The organism is Bradyrhizobium sp. HKCCYLS2038, from assembly GCF_051167655.1.
Lineage (GTDB): Bacteria > Pseudomonadota > Alphaproteobacteria > Rhizobiales > Xanthobacteraceae > Bradyrhizobium.
The window spans coordinates 699023-722387 of record NZ_JBNPTM010000001.1 but is presented as its reverse complement, the minus strand read 5'-3'; the positions used below and the strand labels follow the sequence as shown (position 1 = coordinate 722387).

The following is a 23365-nucleotide window of genomic DNA, read 5'->3' as shown; positions in this document are numbered from 1 at the left end:
GCTCAGGCGAGATCGGCCTTCATCAAGTCGCGCAGCGCCTTCGGGATCGGCTGCGCCTTGCCGCCGCTGATGAAGGCGACGCGGACATCGGCTTTGACGAGCACCTCCTCGCGACGCCGCACCTCCTGGGCCAGCGTGATCGAGGCGCCCTTGACCGCGATCGGCCAGGTGACGACGTCGAGGACGTCGTCCATGCGCGCAGGGCGCAGGAAATCCAGCGTCATCGAGCGCACGACGAAGGCGAAGCCCGGGGCTTCGCTGGCCGCCTCCGCGAACAGCGCGTGCTGCTCGGCGCCCATCAGCCGCAGATGATTGGTGCGGCCGCGTTCCATGAAGCGGAGGTAGTTGGCATGGTAGACGATGCCTGAAAAATCGGTGTCTTCGTAGTAGACGCGAACCTGCATGTGGTGACGGCCGTCGCGGATCTTGCCGTCGAGCTGATGGTGGGTCACTGGAAATCCCCGATCGCGGATATGGCGATCGTTTCGCCCACTTCAATCGCGGGCGCAAGCTCGTCTAGGAGGTCGCCTCCACGGGTTCCCCGCCGACGGTGACGAGCACGATCTCCGGCGGCATGCCGATCCGGATCGGCATGATGCTGCAGCCGAGACCGCCGGAAACGATCACGTCGCATTGGGTGCGGATGTGGCCATAAGCCAGATTCACACCATTGCGCGTCGGCACGGCCGGCGACCAGCCGAGCAGGCGGACCTGCCCGCCATGGGTATGGCCGGAGAGCTGCAGCGCGACCCGCGATGGCACGCGAAGCGCAACGTCGGGCTCATGCGCAAGCAGGATCACCGGGGCGCTGTCCGTCACCTTGCGCAGCGTGCCCGCGAGATCGTCGATGCCGATCCGCGGCACCGGCCGGAAGCGTCGCGCCGGCATGTAGGCCATCTGGTCGCCAAGGCCGGCCAGCCAGAACGCCTGGCCGTCCTTGGTGAGGCGCACCACATCGTTCTCGTAGACCGGAATGCCGGCGGCCTCGAGCGCTCTCTGCGCGTAAGGCGCACCGTGCCCGTTGCGCTGGACCGTCTTGTCGTCCCAATAATCGTGGTTGCCGAGAATGGCGTGCACGCCGAGCGGCGCCTTCAATCCGCCGAGCACGGGCGCCCATTCCGCGGCATCGATGCGTCCCAGATGATGCCGATGACCGGCGACATAGTCGCCGAGAAGGACGATGAGGTCCGGCCGCAGCGCGTTGGTGCGCTGGACGATGCCGTCGATATGGGCCAGCGACATCCAGGGATCGCAGGCATGAATGTCGGCGACCGCCGCGATCTTCAGCGTCAGCCCGGATGGCCAGTTGCGCGGCCGGACCTGATAGTCGGTCACGCCGAGGCGGAGCGGCTCGACGCCGACGCCGTAGGTGGCGGTGGAAAAACCGGTGGCGGCAAGTCCGCCGGAGAAGGACAGGAAGCGACGGCGTGACAGCATGGACGAATTCCTCGCAGCGGCTTCCTTCTCGTCGATCATTGCAACCGATTTCGGGTGTGTCTGTGCAGATTGTCAGCAGTTTCGTTAATCATCATCTTCGTTGCCGAACAGGCCGAACTGGCCGGGATCGCGGTTCGGCTCGGCCATGCCGAGATGCTTGAACGCGTGCGAGGTCAGGAGACGGCCGCGGGGGGTGCGCTGCAGATAGCCGCACTGGATCAGATAGGGCTCGATGATGTCCTCGATCGCATCGCGCGGCTCCGATAGCGCCGCCGCCATGGTCTCGACGCCGACCGGGCCGCCGCCGTAGTTCAGCGCGATGGTCGAGAGATAGCGCCGATCCATCGCATCGAGCCCGGCCGCATCGACCTCCAGCGCGCTCAGCGCGTGATCGGCAATGGCGCGGTCGATCGCGCTGGCGTCAGCAGCGGACGCAAAATCGCGCACCCGGCGCAGCAGCCGGCCGGCAATGCGCGGCGTGCCGCGGGCGCGGCGCGCGATCTCGTTGGCGCCGTCGCTCGTCATGCCGACCCCAAGCACGCGGGCGCCCCGAGTGACGATGCTCTCCAGCTCCTCGATCGTGTAGAAGTTCAACCGGATCGGAATGCCGAAACGATCGCGCAGCGGATTGGTCAGCAAGCCTGCACGCGTCGTCGCGCCAACCAGCGTGAACTTCGACAGATCGATCTTGACCGAGCGCGCCGCCGGGCCCTCGCCGATGATGAGGTCGAGCTGGAAGTCCTCCATCGCGGGATAGAGCACCTCCTCGACCGCCGGGCTGAGGCGATGGATCTCGTCGATGAACAGCACGTCGCGCTCTTCGAGATTGGTCAACAGCGCGGCGAGATCGCCGGCCTTGGCGATGACCGGGCCGGACGTGGCGCGAAAACCGACGCCGAGCTCGCGGGCGACGATCTGTGCCAGCGTCGTCTTGCCGAGGCCCGGGGGACCTACAAACAACACATGGTCGAGTGCCTCGCCGCGCTTGCGCGCCGCCTCGATGAAGATCGACAGGTTCGCGCGCGCCTGCTGCTGGCCGACGAACTCCGACAGCTGCTGCGGCCGCAGCGCGGTGTCCCCGACATCATCGGAGCGCCGCTCCGGACTGACCATGCGCGCCGGCGGCTTCATTCGTTGCCGCGCCTGTATTTGTTCGGCAGCAGCTCGCCGATGGTCACGACGTCGGGTCCCTTGCCGTTCGACGGCACGATGACGCGGGCCTTCGCATCATAGTCATGGATCAGCTCGCGGCAGGTGCCGCAGGGCGAGACCACGGAGACCTCGCCGGGCTCACCGGGCTTGGGGTGGCGCACCGCGACGATGGTTTCGATGCCGTGGTCGCCGTGCTCGGTGATGGCGCGGCCGATCGCGATGGCTTCGGCGCAGACCGCGTTGCGGCCGAGATAGGCGTCGATGTTGACGCCGGTGATGATGCGGCCGTCGCGGGTGCGCATGGCCGCGCCGACCTCCTGCCAATCGTTGCGGTAGCGGCTCTTCACCGCCGATGCGGCCGCCTCGATCAGCTCCTTGTCCTTCTTGCTCACCATGGGAGAAATCGTTGTCCTTCTGCTCGCCCGGCGCGGCGATCTACTTCGCCAGCTCCTTGAGGCCGAGGCGGATGAGTTGGGCGGTCTCGGCCTTCTCGCCGGCCGCACGGGAGGCGGCGGCGATCGCCGCGGCTGCTTGCGGCTGGCCGTAGCCGAGATTGATGAGCGCCGAGATCGCATCCGCGATCGGTTGCGGCGCGCGGGATTCCTCGATGGCGCCGGACAGCCGGACGACGCCGGGATCGACATTGGCGAACGCCGGCGCCTTGTCCTTCAGCTCGGTCACGATACGCTCGGCGACCTTGGGGCCGACGCCCGGCGTGCGCGCCACCGCAGCCTTGTCGCGCAGCGCGATCGCGTTGGCGAGATCGGCCGGCGGCAGCGTGCCGAGGACGGCGAGGGCGACCTTGGCGCCGACGCCCTGCACGGTCTGCAAAAGACGAAACCATTCCCGTTCGACATCCGAGCGAAAACCGAACAGCTTGATCTGGTCCTCGCGCACATAGGTCTCGATCGACAATGTGGCGGCTTCACCGGGCGACGGCAAGGCCTGCAGAGTCCGCGCCGAGCAGTGCACCTGGTAGCCGACGCCGCCGACGTCGAGGATCACGAAATCCTCGGCGTAGGAATCGATCAGGCCCTTCAGCTTGCCGATCATAGCCCGGCCACCTTCATCCTGAGCGCCTGGCCCTGGCGGTGATGGGCGTGGGTGATGGCGATCGCCAGCGCATCGGCGGCGTCCGCCGACGGGGGCTCGGCCTTGGGCAGCAGGATTTTCAGCATAACCGCGATCTGGCCCTTGTCGGCATGGCCCGCGCCGACCACGGTCTTCTTGACCTGGTTGGGCGCGTATTCGGCGACCGAAATTCCGAACATCGCCGGCGCCAGCATGGCGATGCCGCGGGCCTGGCCGAGCTTCAGGGTGGCGACGCCGTCCTTGTTGACGAAGGTCTGCTCGACCGCAGCCTCCAGCGGCTGGAAGTCGTTCAAAACCTTGGCGAGCCCCTCGTGGATCGCCAGCAGCCGGTTCGCCAGCGGCAGGTCGTCGGGCGGTTCGACCGAGCCGCAGCCGACATAGATCAGCCGGTTGCCCTCGCTCTCGATCACGCCCCAGCCGGTGCGGCGGAGGCCGGGATCGATCCCGATGATGCGGACGGCTGCGCGAATCGGCTGGGCTTTCATGGGTTAGAGATAGCCTCGCGCCACGCCGGTGGAAACATAAACGGAACGACCGGAACGGCTTGGTTAACCGTCCGTCAACCGCCCATCTTCGCCATCAGCGCGTCCGAGATCTCGAAATTGGCATAGACGTTCTGAACGTCGTCGTGCTCGTTCAGCAGATCCATCAGCTTCACCAGCCTCTCGCCGGTCTCGTCGTCGACCGCCACCGTGTTCTGCGGCTTCCAGGTCAGCGCCGCCTTGCGCGGCTCGCCGAACTTGGCCTCGAGGTTCTTGGCGACCTCGTGGAAACCGTCCGGCGAGGCATAGACCTCATGGCCGCCCTCACCCGAAATCACGTCGTCGGCGCCGGCCTCGATCGCGGCGTCCAGCACCGCGTCGTCGGAGGCGACGCTGCGGTCGAATTCGATGATGCCGACGCGGTCGAACATGAATGCGACCGAACCGGTCTCGCCGAGATTGCCGCCTGATTTGGTGAAGTAGGAGCGGATGTCCGAGGCGGCGCGGTTGCGGTTGTCGGTCAGCGCCTCGACGATGACGGCGACACCGCCGGGACCATAGCCCTCATAGCGGATCTCGGCGTAGTTCTCACCCTCGCCGCCGAGCGCTTTCTTGATGGCGCGCTCGATGTTGTCCTTGGGCATGTTCTCGGCGCGGGCCGCGACCACGGCGGCGCGCAGCCGCGGGTTCATCGCCGGATCCGGCGTGCCCAGCTTGGCCGACACCGTAATTTCGCGTGCCAGCTTGCCGAACAGCTTGGACTTCATCGCATCCTGCCGGCCCTTGCGATGCATGATGTTCTTGAATTGGGAATGGCCGGCCATGCGAGATCTCTTGCAATCGTCTGGAGGTCAGTTGGGAAGCGCGGCCTTATAGGCCGAGGACTCGTCAAAATCAAAGATTTGGGGTGGTTTCAAGGGGACAGGCCACCGGCAAGGCACGGGTAGGCGCTGCCTGGGCCATAAGCCAAACGTTAACCATGGCTTCACCGTCAAGTGCAAGGATGCCGCGCTTCCGTCCCCTTTCACACGGTTCGGCGTGCCATGGCGTTTGGTTTCTTTGCAAGACGTGCCGCTCTGCCCGATCCGGTGATCGAGGCCAGGCCCCCGCCTGCCCCCGAGCCGGCGGCGTCGGGCGAGGCCGATTCCGCCAAGGCAATCCTCGACCTGCTCGAGCTGGAACTCGGCGGCATGATTCGCCAGCTGGAGCGCGCCGCAAATGCGGTCTCCAGCGGCGCCGAAGCAACCGCCGGCACGCTGACGGACATCCGCCAGCGCGCCGACGCGCTGAGCGGGCGCAGCAGCACCGCCCAGGGCACGGCCGCGACCTTCGCCCAGGCCGCAGAGAAGGTGACGCAATCGGCCCATGGCATCCGCGCCCAGGTCCAGGACGCCGGCCAGCTCGCCGACCAGGCCAGCGCCGCCGCCCAGGAAGCCCGCAGCAACGTCGACCGGCTGCGCGAATCCTCGGCGGCGATCGGCAACGTCGTCAACCTGATCTCCCAGATTGCCCGCCAGACCACGCTGCTAGCGCTGAACTCGACCATCGAGGCCGCCCGCGCCGGCGAGGCCGGCCGCGGCTTCGCCGTGGTCGCGACCGAGGTCAAGGCGCTGGCGGTGCAGACCCAGAACGCGACCGAGGAGATCACCCGCAAGATCGAGGCGCTGCAGAGGGACGCGGCCGGCTCGGCCGACGCCGTGCATCGCATCGCGCAGGCCATCGAGGCGATCCGCCCGGTGTTCAGCAACGTCAATGGCGCGGTTGCCGCGCAGGACCAGACCACCGGCGAGATGTCGGACAATGCCGCCCAGGCGTCGCAGTTCATCGCCTCCGTGGTCGACAGCGCCGCCGACATCGGCAGCGCCACCCAGCAGGCCGAGAGCTATGGCGAGCGGGTGACCAGCGCCGGGCGCGCGGTGACGATGTACGCCCAGAAACTCAAGGCGCGCTGCGCCGTGCTGCTGCGCCAGGGCGACCGCACCGTGCGCAGCGGCAGCGAGCGCCTGCCCTGCCATCTCAAGCTCGAGATCAAATCGGGCGCGCGATCGTTCGCTGCGCCGGTCTACGAGATTTCCAACGACGGCGTGCTGATCACCGGCCCCGACGCCACCCGCCTCGGCGTCAACGAGCGGTTCGACGCCATGCTCGAGGATGTCGGCCCGTGCCGGCTGTGCGTCACCGAGCAGGTCAAGGCCGGCGCCCAGGCGCGATTCGAGGCTCCCAACGCCGAGCTGCGCGAGAAGATCGAGGACAAGCTCTGGGCGCTGCACGAGGAGAACAACGAGTTCGTCGCCCGCGCCATGGAGGCCGGGACCGAGCTGAACCGGATCTTCGAGAGCGCGGTCAGCCGCGGCGAGATCACGCTCGAGGACATGTTCGACGCCGACTATGCCGAGATTCCCGGTACCAATCCGCAGCAGCACCGCAGCCGGATCCTCGACTGGGCCGAGCGCGCGCTGCCGGCGTTTCAGGAGGCATTCCTGGCCAAGGATGGGCGCATGGCGTTCTGCGTCGCGATCGACCGCAATGGCTATCTGCCGGTGCACAACCGGATCTATTCGCATCCGCAGCGGCCGGGCGATGTCGCCTTCAACACCGCCAACAGCCGCAACCGCCGCATCTTCAACGATCCGGCCGGTCTCGCGGCCGGCCGCAACCAGCGGCCCTATCTGATCCAGAGCTACGCGCGCGACATGGGCAACGGCAACACCGTCATGATGCGCGAAATCGACGTGCCGATCCGCGTCCGCGGCCGCCACTGGGGCGGCTTCCGCACCGCCTACAAATTGTGAACCGAGCGGTGACTCGCTGAATTCTTCGAGCCCGGGAGCCTGCAAATGTCCGTCGCGCAACGCGCCATTCTGGAAAGTCACGACCCGCATTCCGGCGCGGAGCGGCTGATCGACGAGATCGCCGACCGCATCGGCGGTCTCGGCGTCGAGCTCGCCGACGTCGCCGGCAACGTGCAGGAGGTCGCCAACCGCGTGGCCTACCAGTCGCAGCGGTTCGGGCATCTGCAGGCGACCGCCAAGACCATGGTGACGGCCAATCACGACATCGCCACCGCCTCGCAGGCGGTGCAAACGGCGACGACCGCCGCGGTCGGCGACATCGCGCAGTCGCGCAGCGTGGTCGACACCGCCGTGCGGCACATCTCCGAGCTAGTCGACTCCGTCGAGCGCATCGAGCAGCGACTCGGATCGGTCGGCGATGCCTTGTCGCAGGTCGCCAAGGTCTCGGTCGCGATCGAGGCGATCGCCAAGCAGACCAATCTTCTGGCGCTGAACGCCACCATCGAGGCCGCCCGCGCCGGCAGCGCCGGCCGCGGCTTCGCCGTGGTCGCGAGCGAGGTGAAGTCGCTCGCCGAAGCGACCCGGCAGGCGACCCAGCAGATCGGCGACACCCTGCGCGGACTGGACTCGCAGGTGAAGAGCCTGCTCGGCGAGAGCGGTCAGGCCTCCTCGCGCGCCAAGACCGCGGGTGAAGGCGCCCAGCAGATCGGCGGCATCATCGTCCGCGTCCAGGACGGCTTCACCAGCGTCGGCCAGGAGATCGACGGCGTCGCGAAGGCCGCAACCTCGAACCTCGCGCATTGCGATGCCGTCATCACCGAGCTCGCCGAACTCGCCAAGGGCGTCGACCAGTCCTCGATCGAGCTCAAGCAGGCCGACAGCCGCATCGCCAAGCTGCTCGACCATTCCGAGGCGCTGATCGGGATGATCGCCGAGAGCGGCGTCGAGACCGCCGATGCGCCGCTGATCCGCACGGTCGTCGAGACCGCCCGGCAGATCTCGGCGACCTTCGAGGCCGCGGTCGACCGCGGCGAGATCGGGCTCGCCGACCTCATGGACGAGGATCTCCGCGAAATTCCCGGCAGCAATCCCAAGCAATACACGACGCGCTATGTCGAGTTCACCGACCGCGTGTTGCCGGCCATCCAGGACCCGATCCAGGGCAGCGATCCCCGGATCGTGTTCTGCGTCGCCTGGGCGAAGGGCGGCTATCTGCCGACACACAATCCGAACTACCGCAAGCCGCAGGGGCCCGACCCGGTCTGGAACAACGCCAACTGCCGCAACCGCCGGCTGTTCGAGGATCGCGCGGTGAAGAAGGTCGCGGCCGCCAGTAACAGGCCGTTCCTGCTGCAGACCTACCGCCGCGACATGGGCGGCGGGCAGTTCGTGCTGATGAAGGACCTCTCCGCGCCGATTGTCGTCAAGGGCCGCCATTGGGGCGCGTTCCGGATGGGCTTTCGGCTGAAGACCTGACGCGCGCGGCCTACGCTCCCCAGAACGACGGCCTGGCCTGCGACAACCGTCCGCCGATCCTGACCGGCGCGATCCGCTCCGCGAGCCCGGTCGCATCGTCGGTCTCGACCGCCACGCCGCTCAGCGTCGCCGGGCCCGAGGCCGGCTCGAACCGCGCCGACGGGATGCCGGACTGGAAGCGGCGTAGCGGCTCGTCCTTCTGCATGCCGATGATCGAATCGTAATCGCCGGTCATGCCGGCATCGGTCATGTAGGCGGTGCCGCCCGGCAGGATCTGGTGATCCGCCGTGGGCACATGTGTATGGGTGCCGACGACAAGGCTGGCGCGGCCATCGCAGAAATGGCCGAGGCCCTGCTTCTCGCTCGACGCCTCGCAATGGACGTCGACCACGATCGCATCCGCCGCCTCGCGCAACGGGCAGGCGCCGAGCTCACGTCCCACCGCGGCGAACGGATCATCGAACGGCGTCATGAACACGCGTCCGAGCACGTTGACCACCAGCGCGCGGGCGCCGATCTTGGTTTCGATCAGCGCCGCGCCACGGCCGGGCGTGCCCGCCGGATAATTTGCCGGCCGCACCAGGCGCGGGGCGCGCTCGATGAACACCAATGCCTCGCGCTGGTCCCAGGAATGATTGCCGAGCGTGACCGCGTCGGCGCCGGCATCGACCAGCTCCTGATAGATCGCCTCGGTGATGCCGAAGCCGCCGGCCGCGTTCTCGCCATTGACGATGACGAGATCGAGCGCCCAGTCGCGGATCAGGCCAGGAAGGTGGTCCGAGACGGCGCTGCGGCCGGTTCGGCCGATGACGTCGCCGACGAAGAGAATGCGCAACTCAATTGCTCCGGAAATCCAAGGTCTCGCATTCGGTTAGCACATAATCCAGGGCCGCGTCGTGGGCCAGGGCCGGGATCGCCTCGGTTTCCTGGATGGCAAAGCCGAGGCCGATGCCGATGAGATGATGTGCCTTCCGCAGATGCGAGAAGGTGTAGTCGTAGTAGCCGCCGCCATAGCCGATGCGATGACCGCTGCGGTCGAAGGCCGCGAGCGGCACCAGCATCACGTCGGGCACCAGCTCGGCCGCGACCGGCGACGGTTCGGGAATGCCGAGCGAGCCCATCGTCAGCCTGTCGCCCAGCGACCAGGCCCGGAACGACAGCGAATGGCCGCGCGCCAGGACGACCGGCAGCGCCAGCCGTGCGCCCTGCCCGGCCAGCGCCTGCATCAGCGGCATCGGATCGAGCTCGTTGCGGATCGGCGCGTAGCCCGAAACCACCATGCCCGGCTGAATCGCGAACGGCAGCCCGCGCGCGGCGATGGCCTGCGCGGCCGCGCTCCTGATGTCGTCGCTCAAGGCGTCGCGTGCGGCCAGCGCGGCGGACCGCAGCTGCTGCTTGGTGTGCTGAGCGGCCTTCATCGGCATGCGACGGCACCTCCGTTCAAAGCGCGCGCGCGGACGCGGGCATTTCAACGTTGCAGAAACGCGGCAGGTCGGCAACCGAAGGGGGCAGAGGGGCAGGCAACGAGACAGGCAGGTAAGCGCGAAGCCGCAATCGCCGTTGAAACGCTCGATCCCGGAGTTCCCTACGAAAGTAGGTGGGCACCATATGTCCAGATCCACGGACCTGGCCAGGGACAGTTCCCTAAAGGATCGATAAGGCCCCGGGGATATATTGGTTCCGGACGCGCGTCGCAGCCTCGCCTGAGCAATGTAACCATGCCGGGGTGATTTTGCCAGCGGCGCGGATGGATTGGAGCGCGACACTGTAGCCCGCCCGTGTCGTCGCCCGGCTCGACCGGGCGACCCAGTACGCGGTGACGGCAGTGACCGACTCGAAAGGCCGCGGCCTACGGGATCGCCCGCATTCGCAGGCGATGACGGCTGTGGGTGGGCGACAGTGTGGCTCTTCCCTGCTGAGTCGATTCCCGCGGGGCAGATCATCGCAGTACGGATCACCCTGGACATGACCTCGCCTCCTCGCGGCGCTCGGCGCCCGAGTTGTGCTGTTCGATCGCCCTCTTCGAAACAGAGGGCGCAGGGAAGGCCGAGCGCCGGCTGGCGCCCGTGGCCCGCCTGCAGAAAAAAATGCAGGCGGCAGGTACCACAGGTGCAGCCGAGCACGCCCGGCCTTCCCTGCGCGATGGTCTTCACGCTTATTTCGTGCTCTCCCCGGGGACCGGCTGAATTGACCCCGTCATCGATGCCGCGCGTGCGCGCTGACATCCACTTGACCTCGGCACCGGGAGGCCAGGACCACACGACTTCGCGTCCGCGCCACGCCGTTCGTCCGCACGAGCTTTCGCTCACGCTGCGGCATGATCGCGGCCACCGCTCCCCGCCCCGCGTGTCGTGACGATCGCGCGCAACGCCCCTCGGCTTGGGACGGGATGGCGGGCACATAATCACGATTTCTGTAAAAACGCAAGAGATTTATTTTTTTCAGAAAATTGATGCCGGCCTGCCGCGCCGCGGGCGTAGCACGGCGCCGCCGCCTCAACCTCCGCCGTCATCCCGGGCAAGCACGGCCAACGCGACAGCGTTGGTCGGGCGCCGACCCGGGATCCATAACCACAGGCCGCAGTTTGACGAAGACTCGTCGTCACTCGCGCGTCCCACGAAAGATCACGCGGTATGGGTCCCGGGTCGGCGCCTCGACAGCGCTGACGCGCCGTCGAGGCTTGCCCGGGACGACAGTGGTGGGCTTAGCGAGCGCGTGACAGACAGCTGTCGCCGCGGGGATCCGGCTGCAAGTTCCCCGTGCTTGCCTTTCTAGCGTTCGGAAATAAGGTATCCCGATCACTCCGGTGTCGGCTTGGCGCCGCACCGATGATCGATGAGGAGACCTGTCATGCCGGAGGCCTCAGTCCCGCCGAGCGGGCTGCGACCGCCGCTGCTTGTCTCCGCCGACAACCTGGTGAAGACATTTGGCGACAAGCGCGCCCTGAACGGCGTCTCGTTCTCCGTTCCGGCCGGGCAGATTTGTGGGCTGCTCGGCCCCAACGGCTCAGGCAAGACGACATTTTTCCGCCTTCTGATGGGAATCCTGAAGGCGACGTCGGGACGCCTGACGGTCGATGGCCTCGATGCCTTCGACGATCGCGTCGAGCTCAAGCGCACCATCGGCTTCCTGCCCGACGAGCCGGTGTTCTACGCCTATCTGTCCGCGCGCGAGACGCTGCAGCTGTCGGCCGCCATGCACGGCCTCGATGTCCCCGCGACGATGGCGAGCATCCAGCCGCTGATGGACCGCATGCAGCTGACGGCGGAGATCGACAATTTTGCCGAGGAATATTCCCGCGGCATGAAGAAGAAGCTCGGGCTGCTGCTCGCGCTGCTGCATCGGCCGAAGCTGCTGATTCTCGACGAGCCGACCAACGGTCTCGATGTCGAGGGCACGCATCTGTTCTACGACCTGATCATCGACATCGCGGCGCAGGGCACCACCGTGCTGTTCTCGACCCACCTGATGGATCAGGTGGCACGGCTCTGTTCGCATGCCGTGGTGATCGATCGCGGTACGCTCGTCGCCAAGGGCAGCATCGAGGCACTCCGCGCCGCGCATGGCGAGAAGAGCCTCGAGGACGTGTTCCGTGAACTGACCCAGACATCGGCCGCTCCATGACGGATCGCGCCGCTGCGCCCCGGTTCTGGACGGTCGTTCTGCTGCTGCTGGGCGCGGCCCGCAGGCGCGCGGCCGGACGCACGCGACGCGGGCTGGCGCAGCAACGCAAGCGCGGCGGGTTTGCGGTCGCGCCCCTCGTCGCGTTCGCATTGGCCGTCCTTTTCGCCCTGGTGTTCAACATCGGCGCCGCCGTCGAGGTCGCGTTCGCGGTGCGCTTAGCCGAGCAGGTCCAGGCCGAAGCGAACGGACGGATCATCGTCGATGACTGGTTCGCCGTCCGGATCGCGAGAAGCGAAGCCGATGCGGCCGCCACGCCCCTCCGCCGCGCCGAGATCAGCCGCGCGGAGGATCGCTACATCGCCACCGAGGCCGCGCAGTTCGCCCGCGAAAAACATGGCGATCAGGCCGCGATCTCCGCGCAGCTCACGGCGACCGTCCGCAACGATCCGCAGGCCCTGCTGTCGTCCAGATTGCTGGCCGCCCAGCCGGGGCGGCTGCCCGACCTCATCGCGCTGATCCTCGTGGCGTGGTGGTGCCTGATCATGATCTGCCAAGGCGAAGGGGCGGAGCTCGACACGCAACGGTCACGCGATCCGATGTGGGAATGGCTGTTCAGCCATCCCGTCCCGCCAGCCGCGGTCTTCTGTGCCGAAATGATCGCACCGATCGCGGCCAACCCGATCTATCTGACCGCGCCGGTCTTTCCCGGTGTGCTGTATGGCTTGGCCTATGGCTGGGGGAGCGGTGTCGCCGGCGCGCTCCTGGTTGGTGTTCCCGCGGCCGTTGCGCTGGCATGCGTGAGCAAGGCCGTCGAGATCTGGGCTCTGCTGCGGTTGCCGCCGCGCAAGCGCGGCGCGGTGATGGGTCTGATCGGCTGGTTCGGCTTCGCCTCGATCATGGCCTTGGTGTTCCTGGCTACGCAGGTCGAGACAGTCTTCACGGCCATCAATCGCTGGCTGCTGGCGGCAAACAGCCTGCCTTGGCCGCACACAAGAGTTTTGATCGGACAGACCGGCTCGGGCGAGTTGGTCTTTTGGAAGGGAGTGCTGCTGTGCTGGCTGCTGGCCGCGCTCCTGATCCTCTGCGCACTAGCGCTCGGCGGGGTCAGCACACGGGGCGGGCTGAGCTACCGTCCGCGGACGGCGGCCGAGCGCGGCTCGGTGGAGATGCGGTTCGGGCGCGACCCGCTCTATCGCAAGGAGCTGCTGTGGTTCCGGCGCGACGGCAGCGCCCTCGTGCAGGCGGTGCTGGTCCCGTTGTCGCTTGCGGCGGTGCAGGTCTTCAACATGCGCGGCGTCATGTCGAGCGCGATGGGCGCGTGGAACACGGTCTGCGGCGCTGCGATCCTGTTCGGCACGTATTTCCTGCAGGTCCTCGGCCCCAAATCGCTGGTGTCGGAAGGGCAGGCTCTGTGGATTGCCCAGACCTGGCCGCGCGGACTGGAAAGCCTCTTGAAGGCCAAGGCGAAGCTGTGGGCCGAAATTGCGACCGCGATCGTCGGCGTGATCCTGCTCTATGCGGCATTTCGCTTTCCGTCCGACATCCTTCACATCCTTCTGCTCGGCCTCGCCTGGTATGTCTTCGCCCGTTCGCTCGCGGACAAGACGGTGACGCTCGCCACCGTGACGGCGTCATCGGGCGAGCAGGAGAAGCCACGGGCAGGACTGCGATGGGCCGCAATGCTCGGCAGCCTAAGCTTTGCCGTCGGCGTGTTCACCCAGCAATGGCCCCTCGCTGTGACCGGCGTGGTCTACTCGCTGCTGACGGCTGCAGCGATGTGGCAGAACTTCCGCTACCGCCTGCCCTTTCTGTCAGACCCGTGGTCGGAGACACTGCCGCCGGCGCCGACGCTGCTGCACGCCATGGTCGCGATCAGCGCCATGGTCGAAGCCATTGCCGTCCTGGCAGGATTCGTGGCGGGGACCGGCGGCGGCGAGGCCAGCGCTGGGATTGTCGCCCTCATTTACGGGCTATGTGCGACCGCCGCGGCAGTCGGCGTCAGCACCTTCCTTGCCGGACGCGGCGTCGCCCAACGCGACATCTGGCTGTGGGATGCGACGGAACGAAAGCCGCGCCCGCTGCTGCAGCTCGACCTCAGCGGCAAGCTGCGCGTTCTCCTGCTTGTCGCGGCAGCCGCGGCCGTGGGTGCCGGTCTGGGTCTGCTGGCCCACCTCTATTTGCACTTGCTGCACTGGTGGCCCGAGCTCGGTCAGGCGCTCGATGCCGCGCGAAGCCGCCTCGCTGCATCACCGGGGGATCGGTGGGCCGTGTGGATGATGGCCGTCGCGTTCGCGCCGCTGGCCGAGGAGTTCCTGTTTCGCGGCCTGTTGTATCGCGCGCTCGATCGCGAATGGGGCGGCTGGCGCGCCGTCGTTGGCGCCGGGGCCTTCTTTGCGATCTATCATCCGGTCGTCTCCTGGGCGCCCGTCGCCGCCCTCGGCATGATCAACGCCATGCTGTTCAAACGTTACGGCCGGCTTGCGCCGACGGTTGTACTCCACATGGTCTACAACGCCGTCGTGCTGGCGTTCTGACGCCAAGTGCCGAGACACCGGTGATCATGCATCGCGGCGCCCGCGCGGCAACGCCGCGTCGGCTGCGCATAGTGTCGCCATGATTGAGGCTCATCGAATGGAGCTGAGGTTGTGACGGATCACGACCACATCCCAATGCCCTGTAGCGTACATTCCTGTTGCGTCCATTGGAGTCTGGCATGCGCTTCGATCTCAAGACCGTCACCGCCGCCTGCGCGCTGCTGATCGTGACGACCACCGCGGGCTTCGCCGCCGAGCCGAAAGTTCACCGCGTCTCGATCCAGGTCGATCAGAACGATCCGGCCGTCATGAATCTGGCGCTGAACAACGCCACCAACATCATGGAAACGTTCAAGGAGAAGGGCGAGGAGGTCGAGATCGAGCTCGTCACCTACGGGCCCGGCCTGAACATGCTGCGCGACGACACCTCGCCGGTGAAGGACCGGCTGAAGCAGATCGCCGAACTCAGCTTTCCGGCCAAGATCAAATTCTCCGCCTGCAACATCACCAAGCGCGGCATGGAGAAGCGCGAGGGGCATCCGATCCCGATCGTCGCGGAAGCGGGCATGGTGCCATCGGGCGCGGTCAGGCTGATGGAACTGCAGGAGAGCGGTTGGAGCTATCTGAAACCATAGGTAGTTTCTGCCGCAAATTTGCCGGGTTTACGTCTCACGGTCACACGACCTTGGATTGAGGTCACATAGCTCTGCTCGCGGGGATGCGGGAGCAGACGCGATCGGGGGACTTGTCATGCGTCGAACGTTCGCTGGTCCAGCGCTGATGGCGCTGGCAACGATCTTTGCTGTCTTGTTCACGGCCGGAAGCATCGCCCGGGCCCAGGATCCCGGCCAGGACGCCGTCAAGGATCAGCCGTCAGCCCCGCTCTCCCTCAAACCCGTGCGCGCGCCGGAGCGGCGCGTCACCGAGCCGCGGGTCGTCCAGGCGCGTGCACCCGAGCCGCGCGGCGCGTCCGAGGCGCGCAGCGCGCCGGACGAGAACGCGATCAAGGCGCGCATGAATCAATGGACCGTGGGGCTCGCCGCCGGCCTGCCGGACGGCGGCTTCGTGCGGTTCGCCAGCGAGATGGCGCGGACGATGGACGACGGCGACAACATGCGCCTGATTCCGATGGTGACGCGCGGCACGACGTCGAACATCGCCGACCTGCTCTATCTCCGAGGCGTCGACGTCGCCGTCACCTATGCCGACGCGTTCGACTTCTATGCCAAGCAGGCCGGCCTTTCCAACATCAACGATCGCATCCGCTACGTGCTGCGCTTCTTCATCTCCGACGTGCACATCTATGCACGCGAGCAGTTCAAGACGCTGCAGGACCTCAAGGGCCAGAAGGTCGCCGTCGGCACGGCGGGAGTCGCGGCCGCGCATACCGGCCCGCTGATCTTCCGGCGCCTCGGCATCGACATCGAGCCGGTCGCGGTCGGCGGTCCGGTGGCACTGGAGAAGCTTCACAAGGGCGAGATCGCCGCGATGGTCTATGTGGCGTCGAAGCCGGGCGAGGTGTTCAGCAGCATGAAGGCCGCCGATCCGGGCTTCCACTTCGTGCCGATCCCCTACACCAGCCAGTTCTCGGACTTCTATTACCCGACGTCGATCAAGGCCGAGAACTATCCGGCGCTGCTGGCGCCGGACGCCTCGATCGAGACGATCGCCGTGCCCTCGGTGCTGGCGGTCTACAACTGGAAGCCCGGCAGTGACCGCGCCGACCGCGTCAACCGTTTCGTCGATACGCTGTTCACCAATCTCGCGCGGCTGCAGCGGCCGCCGTTCCATCCGGGCTGGAAGGATCTCAATCTCGAGGCCCAGGTGCCGGGCTGGCAGCGCTATCCCTATGTCGACGCGGTGCTGGAGCGCATGAAGAAGGACGCCGATGTCAGCCTCGCCGCGCCGGCCGCCACCGGCAGCCTGTCGCAACAGGACCGTCTCGAGGCGTTCCTGGCCTCGCAGGCCAAGGCACCGTCGAAGGCCGAGAAGGACGAACTGTTTCGCTCGTACCTCGAGTGGAGCCGGAAGTGGCAGAAGTGATGGACGGCGCGAAAGCGCGCGCGGCGGTGCCGACGTAGTTGGTCGATGATGATCGTGTAGGACGATCTATCGCCCCTCGGGCAGTCTGCTCCCTCTCCCCGTTCTTCACGGGGAGAGGGTCGGGGTGAGGGGCAGCCACACGAGCGGTGCCGGTTTTCGAAGAACCACTCCTGCTCATTGGCTCTCGTTGGAAGACCGCGGCGTGCCCGTCCGATGGAGTTCAGATCTGAGCGGCGCATGTGCCATGCCCCTCACCCGGATTGCTGCGCAATCCGACCTCTCCCCGCAAAGAGCGGGGAGAGGTTGCACCGCCCGTGTCGGCGCAGAGTGGCTCAAAGAGCTATGAAGGCGATCATTGAGCGCGGCCGCTTCGATATGACTCACGTCCCACGCGGCCTCGTGTCGAGCACACCGTGAGCGCGGTGGCCCGACCACCCTCGACGATCAGCTCAACAACAACGCCATCCCCGGATCACCCTTGGCCATCGCCCGCTGGTAGGCGGGGCGGGCGGCGATGCGGGCGAGGTAGGTGCGGATGTGGGGGAACGGCGCGAGGTCGTAGGGCAGGAAGTAGCGCATGGTGGTGAGCGAGAACACGGTCATGATGTCGGCGGCCGTGAGCGCGCTGCCGGCGAGATAGTCGGCCTCGCCACAGCGCGCCTCGACGGCGGCGAAGGCGCGGTCGAGGCGCCCGCGCATAGCGCCGAGCAGCGGATTGTCGTCCGGCAAATTGAGCCGGTTCAGGATCATCATCCGCCCCATCGCCGCCTGCAGGGTGCCGTTGGCGAAGTGAAACCAGTACAGGAACGGCGCGAAGTTCGGGTCATCGGGCCCGGGCCGCAGCCGGCCCTGGCCGTATCTGGCAATGATGTAGTCGACGACCGCGCCGGATTCGGCGAGCACCAGATCGCCGTCGGTGATGACCGGCGCAGCGCCGATCGGGTGAAGCGCCTTGTACTCCGCCGGCGCCAGGATCGTCCTGGCGTCGCGGGTGTAGCACTTCAGCTCATAGGGAATCTCCAGCTCCTCGCACAGCCAGACGATGCGTTCGGATTGCGATTTGCCGAGGTGATGAACGGTGAGCATGACGACTTTCGACTTGTCGGCACCCATTCGATGCCGACGGCAATGTAACCGCAGCAGCTGAGGGACGGCAATCCGAGATGCGATTGCGATCAGCTGGCATTTGCGCGGATCACCGCCCGAAGAAGTCGGCGCCCACTGCATTGTGCGGCCGTTGCAAGTTGTTGCGTGAACCGAACTCAACTACAGTGAGACGCATATTTCAGGCCTGTATTTTCCTTCGCCAGCGAGGTCGAGGAGGACGCATTTGATGATCCCGCATTGCATCAGTCGCCGTGTCGTGTCCCGCTTTTCCATTCCAGCACGAATGCTGTTCGCCGCCGCGGTCGCGACGGCCGCCTGTCAGGACCTGCAAGCCGCAGAGCTGAAGGCGATTGCGCCGTCCGATCCCTGCGCGGCCCGCGACGGCAAGATCGATGTCGCCTGCGAGGCGCCGGCCGGCCGCACGCGGCGCAGCGCGGAGCTCGTGGCCACGCAAGGCGCGGTCAGCTTCGAGATGCCCGAGGGACTCGCGTTCAACGACGCGAAGCTGCCGCAAGGCGCGACGCTGCGGGTCGACGACCTGATGACTTACAACGGCAAGCTGATTCCCGATGTCTGGCGTCTCAATGCCGGCGATGTCGTCGACATCAGGCTGAAGAACGCGCTCACGCCGGGCGATTTCGCCGCCACCAATTTGCATACGCACGGGCTGCTGGTCAGTCCCGACCTCGACACCAGGCCGAACCCCGACAAGCCGGGAGACACGATCGCCGCCGAACCGGTGGGCGACACCGTCTATGTCTGCACGGTGCCGTCCGGCCAGCCCGCCGGCAGCGAGGGCGAGAAGCGCTGCACGCAGCATGGCGGCTCGACCGACACGACGCATGCGCGCCTGTTCTTCGGCCGCAAGCGCGACGAGATGAACTACCAGATCGCGCTGCCGGACAGTCACCCCGAGGGCCTGTTCTGGTATCATCCGCACATTCACGGCAATGCGCGCACGCAGGTCGGCGCCGGCATGTCCGGCCTGATCTTCATCAAGGGCAAGCCAGCCGCGAACGGTCCGGGCGCCTCCGGCGGCGCACGTCCGCAGGATCCGAACAAGCCGGTCGCCTCGGTCGAGAAATTCCTGATGCTGAAGGACATCCAGATCGACCGCGTCGAGCAGACCTCGCCGGGGGCACTGACCGCGCGCTTCCTTCCGGTCAAGGATCATACGTCCGGCCTGTGCGGCCCCGGCCCGGGTGATCCGCCACCGACCGGTGCCTGCTTCACGCAGGTCGACGATCCCGACCACGCCGGCCAGAAGCTCACTCAGGGCTGGCTGTTCACGGTGAACGGCCAGGTGTTCCCGAAAATTTCGCTCGGCTCCGGTGAGCAGCAGATCTGGCGCATGGCCAATGCCAGCGCCGACATGACCTACGATCTCGCGCTCGTCGAGACCACGACGGGCCGGCCGCTGCGGGTGCAGATCCTGGCGCGCGACGGCGTCGCGGCGGTGGCCGAGGGCAACGGAGCCAACGGCTCCGCGGGCGGTCCGATCATGGCGGAGCGCGTTCTGCTGATGCCGGGATCACGGATCGAGATCGGTATCGACCGCGCCACGGCCGAGGGCCGCTTCGACGCCAGCCAGCCGCTCGAGGCGCGGCTGCGCAGCTACGGCTATTTCACCGGCGAAGCGAAGGGGTTCGGCGACACTTGGCCGGCGGTCGACCTCGCGGCCGTCAGCTTTGGGGCCGAGCCGAGACCCGCGCTGGCGGCGCTGGAATCGATGGTGCGAACCAAGGCGCGGCTGAACCGGCCGGCGGCGATCGCCGGCGAGCCGCGCAAGTTCCTGCCCTTCGTCGTCACGCCCTGGAAGCCGGGCTCCGAGCTGGCCCGCACCGTCGCTCCCGACCGCGCCAAGCCGATGGAGTCCGCGCGTCATACCCCTCAGCCGGCCGAACATCATCACGGCGGCGCAGTCGACGAGCATCCGCAACCGGTGGCCAAGGACGCCTGCGCTGACGCCGCCGAGTACCAGGACCGCATCATCGCGCTCGCCATCCATGTCGATCCGGCCCAGAACGTCGAAGACTTCAAGATCGGCGCCGACTGCGCCAAGTTCAAAGGCGCCAGCTGGAAGTCGCACATCGCCGCGGCCGAGAAGAGCGCGGCCTCGTTCGGCAAGAACTCCGTCGTGCTCGCGGCCCGCGCCGGCCGGCCGGAGACCTGGACCATCGTCAACGATCCGCTCGACAGCAATCACGAGACGCACAATTTCCATGTGCATCAGATGAAGTTCGAGGTGCTCGACGTCTACGATCCCGCCGGCCGCATCGCGATGCCGCGCGGCGGCGCACCGGAGAAGCGGCTGGTCGACAGCTATCCCGTGCCGACCGGCGGCTACCTGCGCATCCGCATCAAATTCACCCGGCAGATGGTCGGCGGCCGCTTCGTGTTCCACTGCCACATCCTCGAACATGAGGACAAGGGCATGATGGCCGAGATCGAGGTCAAGTAGTTCGAGACCCTGGCGCTCGTTCGAACGACACGAACGAGCGCCAAGTCCTTTACTTCAGCAAGCTCCTCATTTCACCATCGCGCCGTAGACGATGTCCTGCACCTGCTCGCGATAATATTTGCGCAAGTCCCCCGGCGCCGCGGTGCCGACCACCACCACGAGGCGCTCCTTGGGATCGCAGAAGAACTGCGTGCCGAACGCGCCGTTCCAGCTGAACTCGCCGGGATTGCCGGGCACCGCCGACAGGCCCTCGCTCACACGCACGGCGACGCCGAGCCCGAAGCCGAAGCCGGCACGATGCGGCTCGACATTGGCGACGGTGTTCTTGATCTCGGGCCCGAGATGGTTGGAGGTCATGTGATGCACCGTCTTCGGGCTGAGGATGCGCGCGCCGTCGAGCTCGCCGCCGTTGAGCAGCATCTGGCCGAAGCGGATGTAGTCGCCGATGGTCGCGAACGAGCAGGCGCCGCCGCAATCCGACTTCGTCGGCGTATCCAAGAGCTTGATCGCCTGCGGCTTGCCGGTCAGCGGATCGTTCGGGAACGGCCGCGCCAACCGCGGCCGCTGTGCCTCGGACGGCGCGAACGTCGCATCGGTCATGCCGAGCGGCTTCCACACATTGTTCGAAAGATACTCGCCGAGCCGCTGCTCGCTGACCTTCTCGACAACGGCGCCGAGCACGTCGATCGAAAAGCTGTACTCGAACTGCGTGCCGGGCTGATGCGCCAGCGGCAGCTTGGTGATGCGCTCGATGAAGGCCTGGGTGTCGCCCTCGATCGCCGGCGCCGTGCCGTCGGGATAGAGCCGCGCCACGGCGCTCGAACTGTCGGGGCGCCCGCCATACATCAGGCCGGAGGTGTGGCGATAGAGATCATGGATCAGGATAGGACGCGCCTGCGGCACCAGCAGCAGCGCGCCGTTCTCCTGGGTGACGCCGACCTTCATGTCGGCAAAGCCCGGATAGTAGTCCGCGAGCTTCGCCTGCAGCGGCAGCCGCCCCTGCTCCATCAAGGTAAGACCCGCCACCGCGGCCATCGGCTTGGTCATCGACGCCAGCGCGAAGATCGCATCCAGCGGCATCGGCGTGCCCTTGACCGGATCGAGCTGGCCATAGGCCTTGTAGTGCACCAGCTTGCCGTCGCGCGCGATCGCCACCACCGCGCCCGGCACGCGCTTCGCCGCAATCTCGCGGGTGAAGAAATCGTCCATCCGCGTCAGCCCGGCCTGCGAGAAGCCGACCTCGTCGGGCTTCGCCTCCGGCAACGGCGCGGCGACGAGCTGCGTGGCGATCATGCTAAAAGCCGCAGCTGCGGCCGCCTTGATCAGCGTCTTCATGAACCCTCCCTGATGCGCGGATGATCCCGCTATCGCTGCGAGAGTTCGACGGGTCCGCCTGAACAAGCAGTAGGACAGCACGCAGCGAACGACAAGCGCTCGCAACACGACCGCATCGCGACGATGTGATCGTGTTCGCTGCCGCACAACGGGGGACTGGACAGACGAATCCAAAGGGACGGGTGAGAGACCAGGGATGCGCGAGGACCGCATGCTGAGGACGATCGGACTCATCCTTCATACGGTATGGGCTGTCTGCGCGATGGCAGCCGGCACATTCGCAGGAGCAGCCCTTGGCCTTCACACGGGCGGCTGGATCGGCGCTGTCGTGCTCGGCCTCGTCGGCCTGGTCATCGGCGCGCTGGCAGCAGCATTCCCGCTGGAAACCATCTCACTGATCCTGGAGGGCCTCTGATCGCGGCTCGGAACCGTTGCCGTTGCGAACGGTTGGCTCACTGTCGTTGGGTCGGACCACAGCGCCATGACTTCAGCCGAACTGGCCAATCACTATCGCGCCTACATCGTCTGCCTGAACGCGCAGGCGTGGCCGGCGCTCGGCGATTTCGTGCACGAGCACGTCGTTCATAACGGCCGGCAGCTCGGACTGGCCGGCTATCGCGACATGCTGATCGGCAACTTCGCCGACATTCCCGACCTGCGCTTCAACATCGGCTTGCTGGTCTCAGACCCGCCGCGGGTCGCGAGCCGGTTGGACTTCGACTGCACGCCGAAGAGCGCGTTTCTCGGGCTCGCCATCAACGGCCGGCGCATCGCCTTCGCCGAGCATGTATTCTACGAATTCCGCGACGGTCGGATCGCGCAGGTGTGGTCGGTGATCGACAAAGCAGGGATCGAGGCGCAGCTGTGAGCGATACGGCGGAGCGCGGGCACGGCGCAGTTGCGGTAGCCTCTTGCCACCCTACGGCCTACCATGGCAGGGGCGACGGCCGGACGATCCAGCCGTCACCATAGCGCACCAGAAACGCCTTGCAGTCGTCTACCGGGCACTTGTGCGCGCCGTCGACGGGAAACACCTGCATCGCGACATGATCATTGTCGACCCAGCGCTCGAATCTCCACTCCCGCGGCAGGTTCGGCGGCGGAGATTCCCACTGCAAGGACAGCTCGCCATTCATGGCAGAGCCGATCGATAACGCGTGCTCGCCGCCATAGGCCTCGTCATTGTCGATCGCGACGAAGCGGGAGCCATCCGGCGTGAAGTAGGGAATGCCTCGCAGCCCCAGCGTCGCGCCGGTGCGCGCGCTGAGCAGCTCCACGCTGCTGCCTTCATAGTAGAAAATCCCGATCGCGTAGACCCGCGACTCCGGATGATAGCCAATCAGAATGTAGCTGATGCAATGCTGCGCGTCGTCGCTGTCGCATGCCTTCTGATCGTTCTTGTAGGTCTTCGGCTTGCCGTTCTCGAGCCGGATGGTGAGCACCTCGCCCTTGCGGCTGACACGGCCGCGCAGCTCGCGCAGGCAGGCTGCCTCCTTGTCTCCCCATTTTTCCTCGCCGATCGTGCCGCAGCTCGCAGGCGCTGGAGCCGGCGCTGGAGCTGCGTCGCCCTGCGCGGCGGCATGGCCGGTCGAAAGCGTCAGCACCACCAGCAACAGGATCAAGGCTCGACAGGTCATCTGACGCTCACGCGCATCTACACCGACGACAAAGAGTCAGATCACAGAGCATTCTGGTTCAATGCGCGCCTTTGGCCACTCTTACGGACTCGCAAGCATGACTTAGACCGAAGCCGTCGCCAAGCCTACCGCCGTCGTCCCTGAGAACGCAGGGCCCTGCAACTACCGCTGGTTGTTGTTGCGATCGATGTCG

At 66.6% G+C, this 23365-nt stretch carries 21 protein-coding genes and 1 other RNA gene; 9 read left to right on the top strand and 13 right to left on the bottom strand.

Features of this window, described 5'->3' with window-relative positions; all coding sequences use genetic code 11:
- Positions 1-2: 2 nt before the first annotated feature.
- The 7 genes from ybgC to ACQR1I_RS03215 form a co-directional block, all read right to left on the bottom strand.
- A complete protein-coding gene (gene ybgC, locus ACQR1I_RS03245) occupies positions 3-452 on the bottom strand; it encodes a tol-pal system-associated acyl-CoA thioesterase (RefSeq protein WP_434865730.1) in 450 nt (149 codons plus the stop codon).
- Positions 453-516: 64 nt separating this feature from the next.
- Complete coding sequence (locus ACQR1I_RS03240; protein ID WP_434865729.1) at positions 517-1437, bottom strand: metallophosphoesterase; 921 nt, start codon at positions 1435-1437, stop codon at positions 517-519.
- A gap of 84 nt (positions 1438-1521) precedes the next feature.
- Positions 1522-2568 carry a Holliday junction branch migration DNA helicase RuvB gene (ruvB, locus tag ACQR1I_RS03235; RefSeq protein ID WP_434865728.1) on the bottom strand — a complete coding sequence of 349 codons (1047 nt, stop codon included), beginning with the start codon at positions 2566-2568 and terminating at the stop codon, positions 1522-1524.
- Positions 2565-2984: a cytidine deaminase gene (locus ACQR1I_RS03230; RefSeq protein WP_434865727.1), complete on the bottom strand. Its 420-nt coding sequence runs from the start codon at positions 2982-2984 to the stop codon at positions 2565-2567. Before ACQR1I_RS03230 ends, ruvB begins: the two co-directional genes overlap by 4 nt.
- A 40-nt stretch (positions 2985-3024) precedes the next feature.
- On the bottom strand, positions 3025-3642 hold the full coding sequence (gene ruvA / locus ACQR1I_RS03225) for a Holliday junction branch migration protein RuvA (RefSeq protein ID WP_434865726.1): 618 nt from the start codon (positions 3640-3642) through the stop codon (positions 3025-3027).
- Positions 3639-4166 carry a crossover junction endodeoxyribonuclease RuvC gene (gene ruvC, locus ACQR1I_RS03220; RefSeq protein WP_012046730.1) on the bottom strand — a complete coding sequence of 176 codons (528 nt, stop codon included), beginning with the start codon at positions 4164-4166 and terminating at the stop codon, positions 3639-3641. The genes ruvA and ruvC overlap by 4 nt, the downstream gene beginning before the upstream one ends.
- Before the next feature lie 74 nt (positions 4167-4240).
- The gene (locus ACQR1I_RS03215; protein ID WP_434865725.1) at positions 4241-4987 is read right to left on the bottom strand and encodes a YebC/PmpR family DNA-binding transcriptional regulator; all 747 of its coding nucleotides are present in this window, start codon (positions 4985-4987) and stop codon (positions 4241-4243) included.
- 219 nt (positions 4988-5206) lie between these two features.
- Here ACQR1I_RS03215 and ACQR1I_RS03210 point away from each other — a divergent pair, with 219 nt between their 5' ends.
- Both ACQR1I_RS03210 and ACQR1I_RS03205 read left to right on the top strand, forming a co-directional pair.
- Complete coding sequence (locus ACQR1I_RS03210; protein ID WP_434865724.1) at positions 5207-6955, top strand: methyl-accepting chemotaxis protein; 1749 nt, start codon at positions 5207-5209, stop codon at positions 6953-6955.
- 45 nt (positions 6956-7000) lie between these two features.
- Positions 7001-8431, top strand: coding sequence for a methyl-accepting chemotaxis protein (locus ACQR1I_RS03205; RefSeq protein WP_434865723.1), 1431 nt, complete (start codon positions 7001-7003; stop codon positions 8429-8431).
- A gap of 10 nt (positions 8432-8441) precedes the next feature.
- Here the strand turns inward: ACQR1I_RS03205 and ACQR1I_RS03200 are convergent, their stop codons facing one another.
- The 3 genes from ACQR1I_RS03200 to ssrS form a co-directional block, all read right to left on the bottom strand.
- Positions 8442-9266 carry a TIGR00282 family metallophosphoesterase gene (locus ACQR1I_RS03200; protein WP_434865722.1) on the bottom strand — a complete coding sequence of 275 codons (825 nt, stop codon included), beginning with the start codon at positions 9264-9266 and terminating at the stop codon, positions 8442-8444.
- Between the two features lies 1 nt (position 9267).
- Positions 9268-9849, bottom strand: coding sequence for a 5-formyltetrahydrofolate cyclo-ligase (locus ACQR1I_RS03195; RefSeq protein WP_434865906.1), 582 nt, complete (start codon positions 9847-9849; stop codon positions 9268-9270).
- Positions 9850-9972: 123 nt separating this feature from the next.
- Positions 9973-10134: non-coding RNA, 6S RNA (gene ssrS / locus ACQR1I_RS03190), on the bottom strand.
- A gap of 1147 nt (positions 10135-11281) precedes the next feature.
- Between ssrS and ACQR1I_RS03185 the strand changes: the two genes are divergently transcribed.
- The 4 genes from ACQR1I_RS03185 (at position 11282) to ACQR1I_RS03170 (ending at position 16632) form a co-directional block, all read left to right on the top strand.
- The gene (locus tag ACQR1I_RS03185) at positions 11282-12055 is read left to right on the top strand and encodes an ABC transporter ATP-binding protein (RefSeq protein WP_434865721.1); all 774 of its coding nucleotides are present in this window, start codon (positions 11282-11284) and stop codon (positions 12053-12055) included.
- On the top strand, positions 12052-14589 hold the full coding sequence (locus tag ACQR1I_RS03180) for a CPBP family intramembrane glutamic endopeptidase (RefSeq protein ID WP_434865720.1): 2538 nt from the start codon (positions 12052-12054) through the stop codon (positions 14587-14589). The genes ACQR1I_RS03185 and ACQR1I_RS03180 overlap by 4 nt, the downstream gene beginning before the upstream one ends.
- A gap of 179 nt (positions 14590-14768) precedes the next feature.
- Positions 14769-15224: a DsrE family protein gene (locus ACQR1I_RS03175; protein WP_434865719.1), complete on the top strand. Its 456-nt coding sequence runs from the start codon at positions 14769-14771 to the stop codon at positions 15222-15224.
- A gap of 115 nt (positions 15225-15339) precedes the next feature.
- Positions 15340-16632: a TAXI family TRAP transporter solute-binding subunit gene (locus tag ACQR1I_RS03170; protein WP_434865718.1), complete on the top strand. Its 1293-nt coding sequence runs from the start codon at positions 15340-15342 to the stop codon at positions 16630-16632.
- Between the two features lie 444 nt (positions 16633-17076).
- Here ACQR1I_RS03170 and ACQR1I_RS03165 read toward each other — a convergent pair whose 3' ends face one another.
- Positions 17077-17718 (bottom strand): glutathione S-transferase family protein, encoded by a 642-nt coding sequence (locus tag ACQR1I_RS03165; RefSeq protein WP_434865717.1) that lies wholly within the window; start codon positions 17716-17718, stop codon positions 17077-17079.
- Between the two features lie 304 nt (positions 17719-18022).
- On the opposite strand from ACQR1I_RS03165, the gene ACQR1I_RS03160 reads away from it, so the two are divergent.
- Positions 18023-20200, top strand: a complete 2178-nt coding sequence (locus ACQR1I_RS03160; RefSeq protein WP_434865716.1) for a multicopper oxidase family protein — start codon at positions 18023-18025, stop codon at positions 20198-20200.
- A gap of 66 nt (positions 20201-20266) precedes the next feature.
- On the opposite strand, the gene ACQR1I_RS03155 is transcribed toward ACQR1I_RS03160, so the two are convergent.
- Positions 20267-21535: a serine hydrolase domain-containing protein gene (locus tag ACQR1I_RS03155; RefSeq protein WP_434865715.1), complete on the bottom strand. Its 1269-nt coding sequence runs from the start codon at positions 21533-21535 to the stop codon at positions 20267-20269.
- Positions 21536-21746: 211 nt separating this feature from the next.
- Between ACQR1I_RS03155 and ACQR1I_RS03150 the strand changes: the two genes are divergently transcribed.
- Both ACQR1I_RS03150 and ACQR1I_RS03145 read left to right on the top strand, forming a co-directional pair.
- Entirely contained in the window at positions 21747-21950 is a 204-nt protein-coding gene (locus tag ACQR1I_RS03150; protein ID WP_434888701.1) for a hypothetical protein, read from the top strand.
- A gap of 66 nt (positions 21951-22016) precedes the next feature.
- A complete protein-coding gene (locus tag ACQR1I_RS03145; RefSeq protein WP_434865713.1) occupies positions 22017-22403 on the top strand; it encodes an ester cyclase in 387 nt (128 codons plus the stop codon).
- A gap of 58 nt (positions 22404-22461) precedes the next feature.
- Here the strand turns inward: ACQR1I_RS03145 and ACQR1I_RS03140 are convergent, their stop codons facing one another.
- The gene (locus ACQR1I_RS03140) at positions 22462-23172 is read right to left on the bottom strand and encodes a hypothetical protein (RefSeq protein ID WP_434865712.1); all 711 of its coding nucleotides are present in this window, start codon (positions 23170-23172) and stop codon (positions 22462-22464) included.
- Between the last annotated feature and the right edge of the window lie 193 nt (positions 23173-23365).

Coding starts and splice junctions, on each gene's coding strand:
- ACQR1I_RS03240 (WP_434865729.1), bottom strand. CDS start 1,437: ATGCTGTCACGCCGTCGCTTCCTGTCCTTCTCCGGCGGACTTGCCGCC.
- ruvB (WP_434865728.1), bottom strand. CDS start 2,568: ATGAAGCCGCCGGCGCGCATGGTCAGTCCGGAGCGGCGCTCCGATGAT.
- ACQR1I_RS03230 (WP_434865727.1), bottom strand. CDS start 2,984: ATGGTGAGCAAGAAGGACAAGGAGCTGATCGAGGCGGCCGCATCGGCG.
- ruvA (WP_434865726.1), bottom strand. CDS start 3,642: ATGATCGGCAAGCTGAAGGGCCTGATCGATTCCTACGCCGAGGATTTC.
- ruvC (WP_012046730.1), bottom strand. CDS start 4,166: ATGAAAGCCCAGCCGATTCGCGCAGCCGTCCGCATCATCGGGATCGAT.
- ACQR1I_RS03215 (WP_434865725.1), bottom strand. CDS start 4,987: ATGGCCGGCCATTCCCAATTCAAGAACATCATGCATCGCAAGGGCCGG.
- ACQR1I_RS03210 (WP_434865724.1), top strand. CDS start 5,207: ATGGCGTTTGGTTTCTTTGCAAGACGTGCCGCTCTGCCCGATCCGGTG.
- ACQR1I_RS03205 (WP_434865723.1), top strand. CDS start 7,001: ATGTCCGTCGCGCAACGCGCCATTCTGGAAAGTCACGACCCGCATTCC.
- ACQR1I_RS03195 (WP_434865906.1), bottom strand. CDS start 9,849: ATGAAGGCCGCTCAGCACACCAAGCAGCAGCTGCGGTCCGCCGCGCTG.
- ACQR1I_RS03185 (WP_434865721.1), top strand. CDS start 11,282: ATGCCGGAGGCCTCAGTCCCGCCGAGCGGGCTGCGACCGCCGCTGCTT.
- ACQR1I_RS03180 (WP_434865720.1), top strand. CDS start 12,052: ATGACGGATCGCGCCGCTGCGCCCCGGTTCTGGACGGTCGTTCTGCTG.
- ACQR1I_RS03175 (WP_434865719.1), top strand. CDS start 14,769: ATGCGCTTCGATCTCAAGACCGTCACCGCCGCCTGCGCGCTGCTGATC.
- ACQR1I_RS03170 (WP_434865718.1), top strand. CDS start 15,340: ATGCGTCGAACGTTCGCTGGTCCAGCGCTGATGGCGCTGGCAACGATC.
- ACQR1I_RS03165 (WP_434865717.1), bottom strand. CDS start 17,718: ATGCTCACCGTTCATCACCTCGGCAAATCGCAATCCGAACGCATCGTC.
- ACQR1I_RS03160 (WP_434865716.1), top strand. CDS start 18,023: ATGCTGTTCGCCGCCGCGGTCGCGACGGCCGCCTGTCAGGACCTGCAA.
- ACQR1I_RS03155 (WP_434865715.1), bottom strand. CDS start 21,535: ATGAAGACGCTGATCAAGGCGGCCGCAGCTGCGGCTTTTAGCATGATC.
- ACQR1I_RS03150 (WP_434888701.1), top strand. CDS start 21,747: ATGCTGAGGACGATCGGACTCATCCTTCATACGGTATGGGCTGTCTGC.
- ACQR1I_RS03145 (WP_434865713.1), top strand. CDS start 22,017: ATGACTTCAGCCGAACTGGCCAATCACTATCGCGCCTACATCGTCTGC.
- ACQR1I_RS03140 (WP_434865712.1), bottom strand. CDS start 23,172: ATGACCTGTCGAGCCTTGATCCTGTTGCTGGTGGTGCTGACGCTTTCG.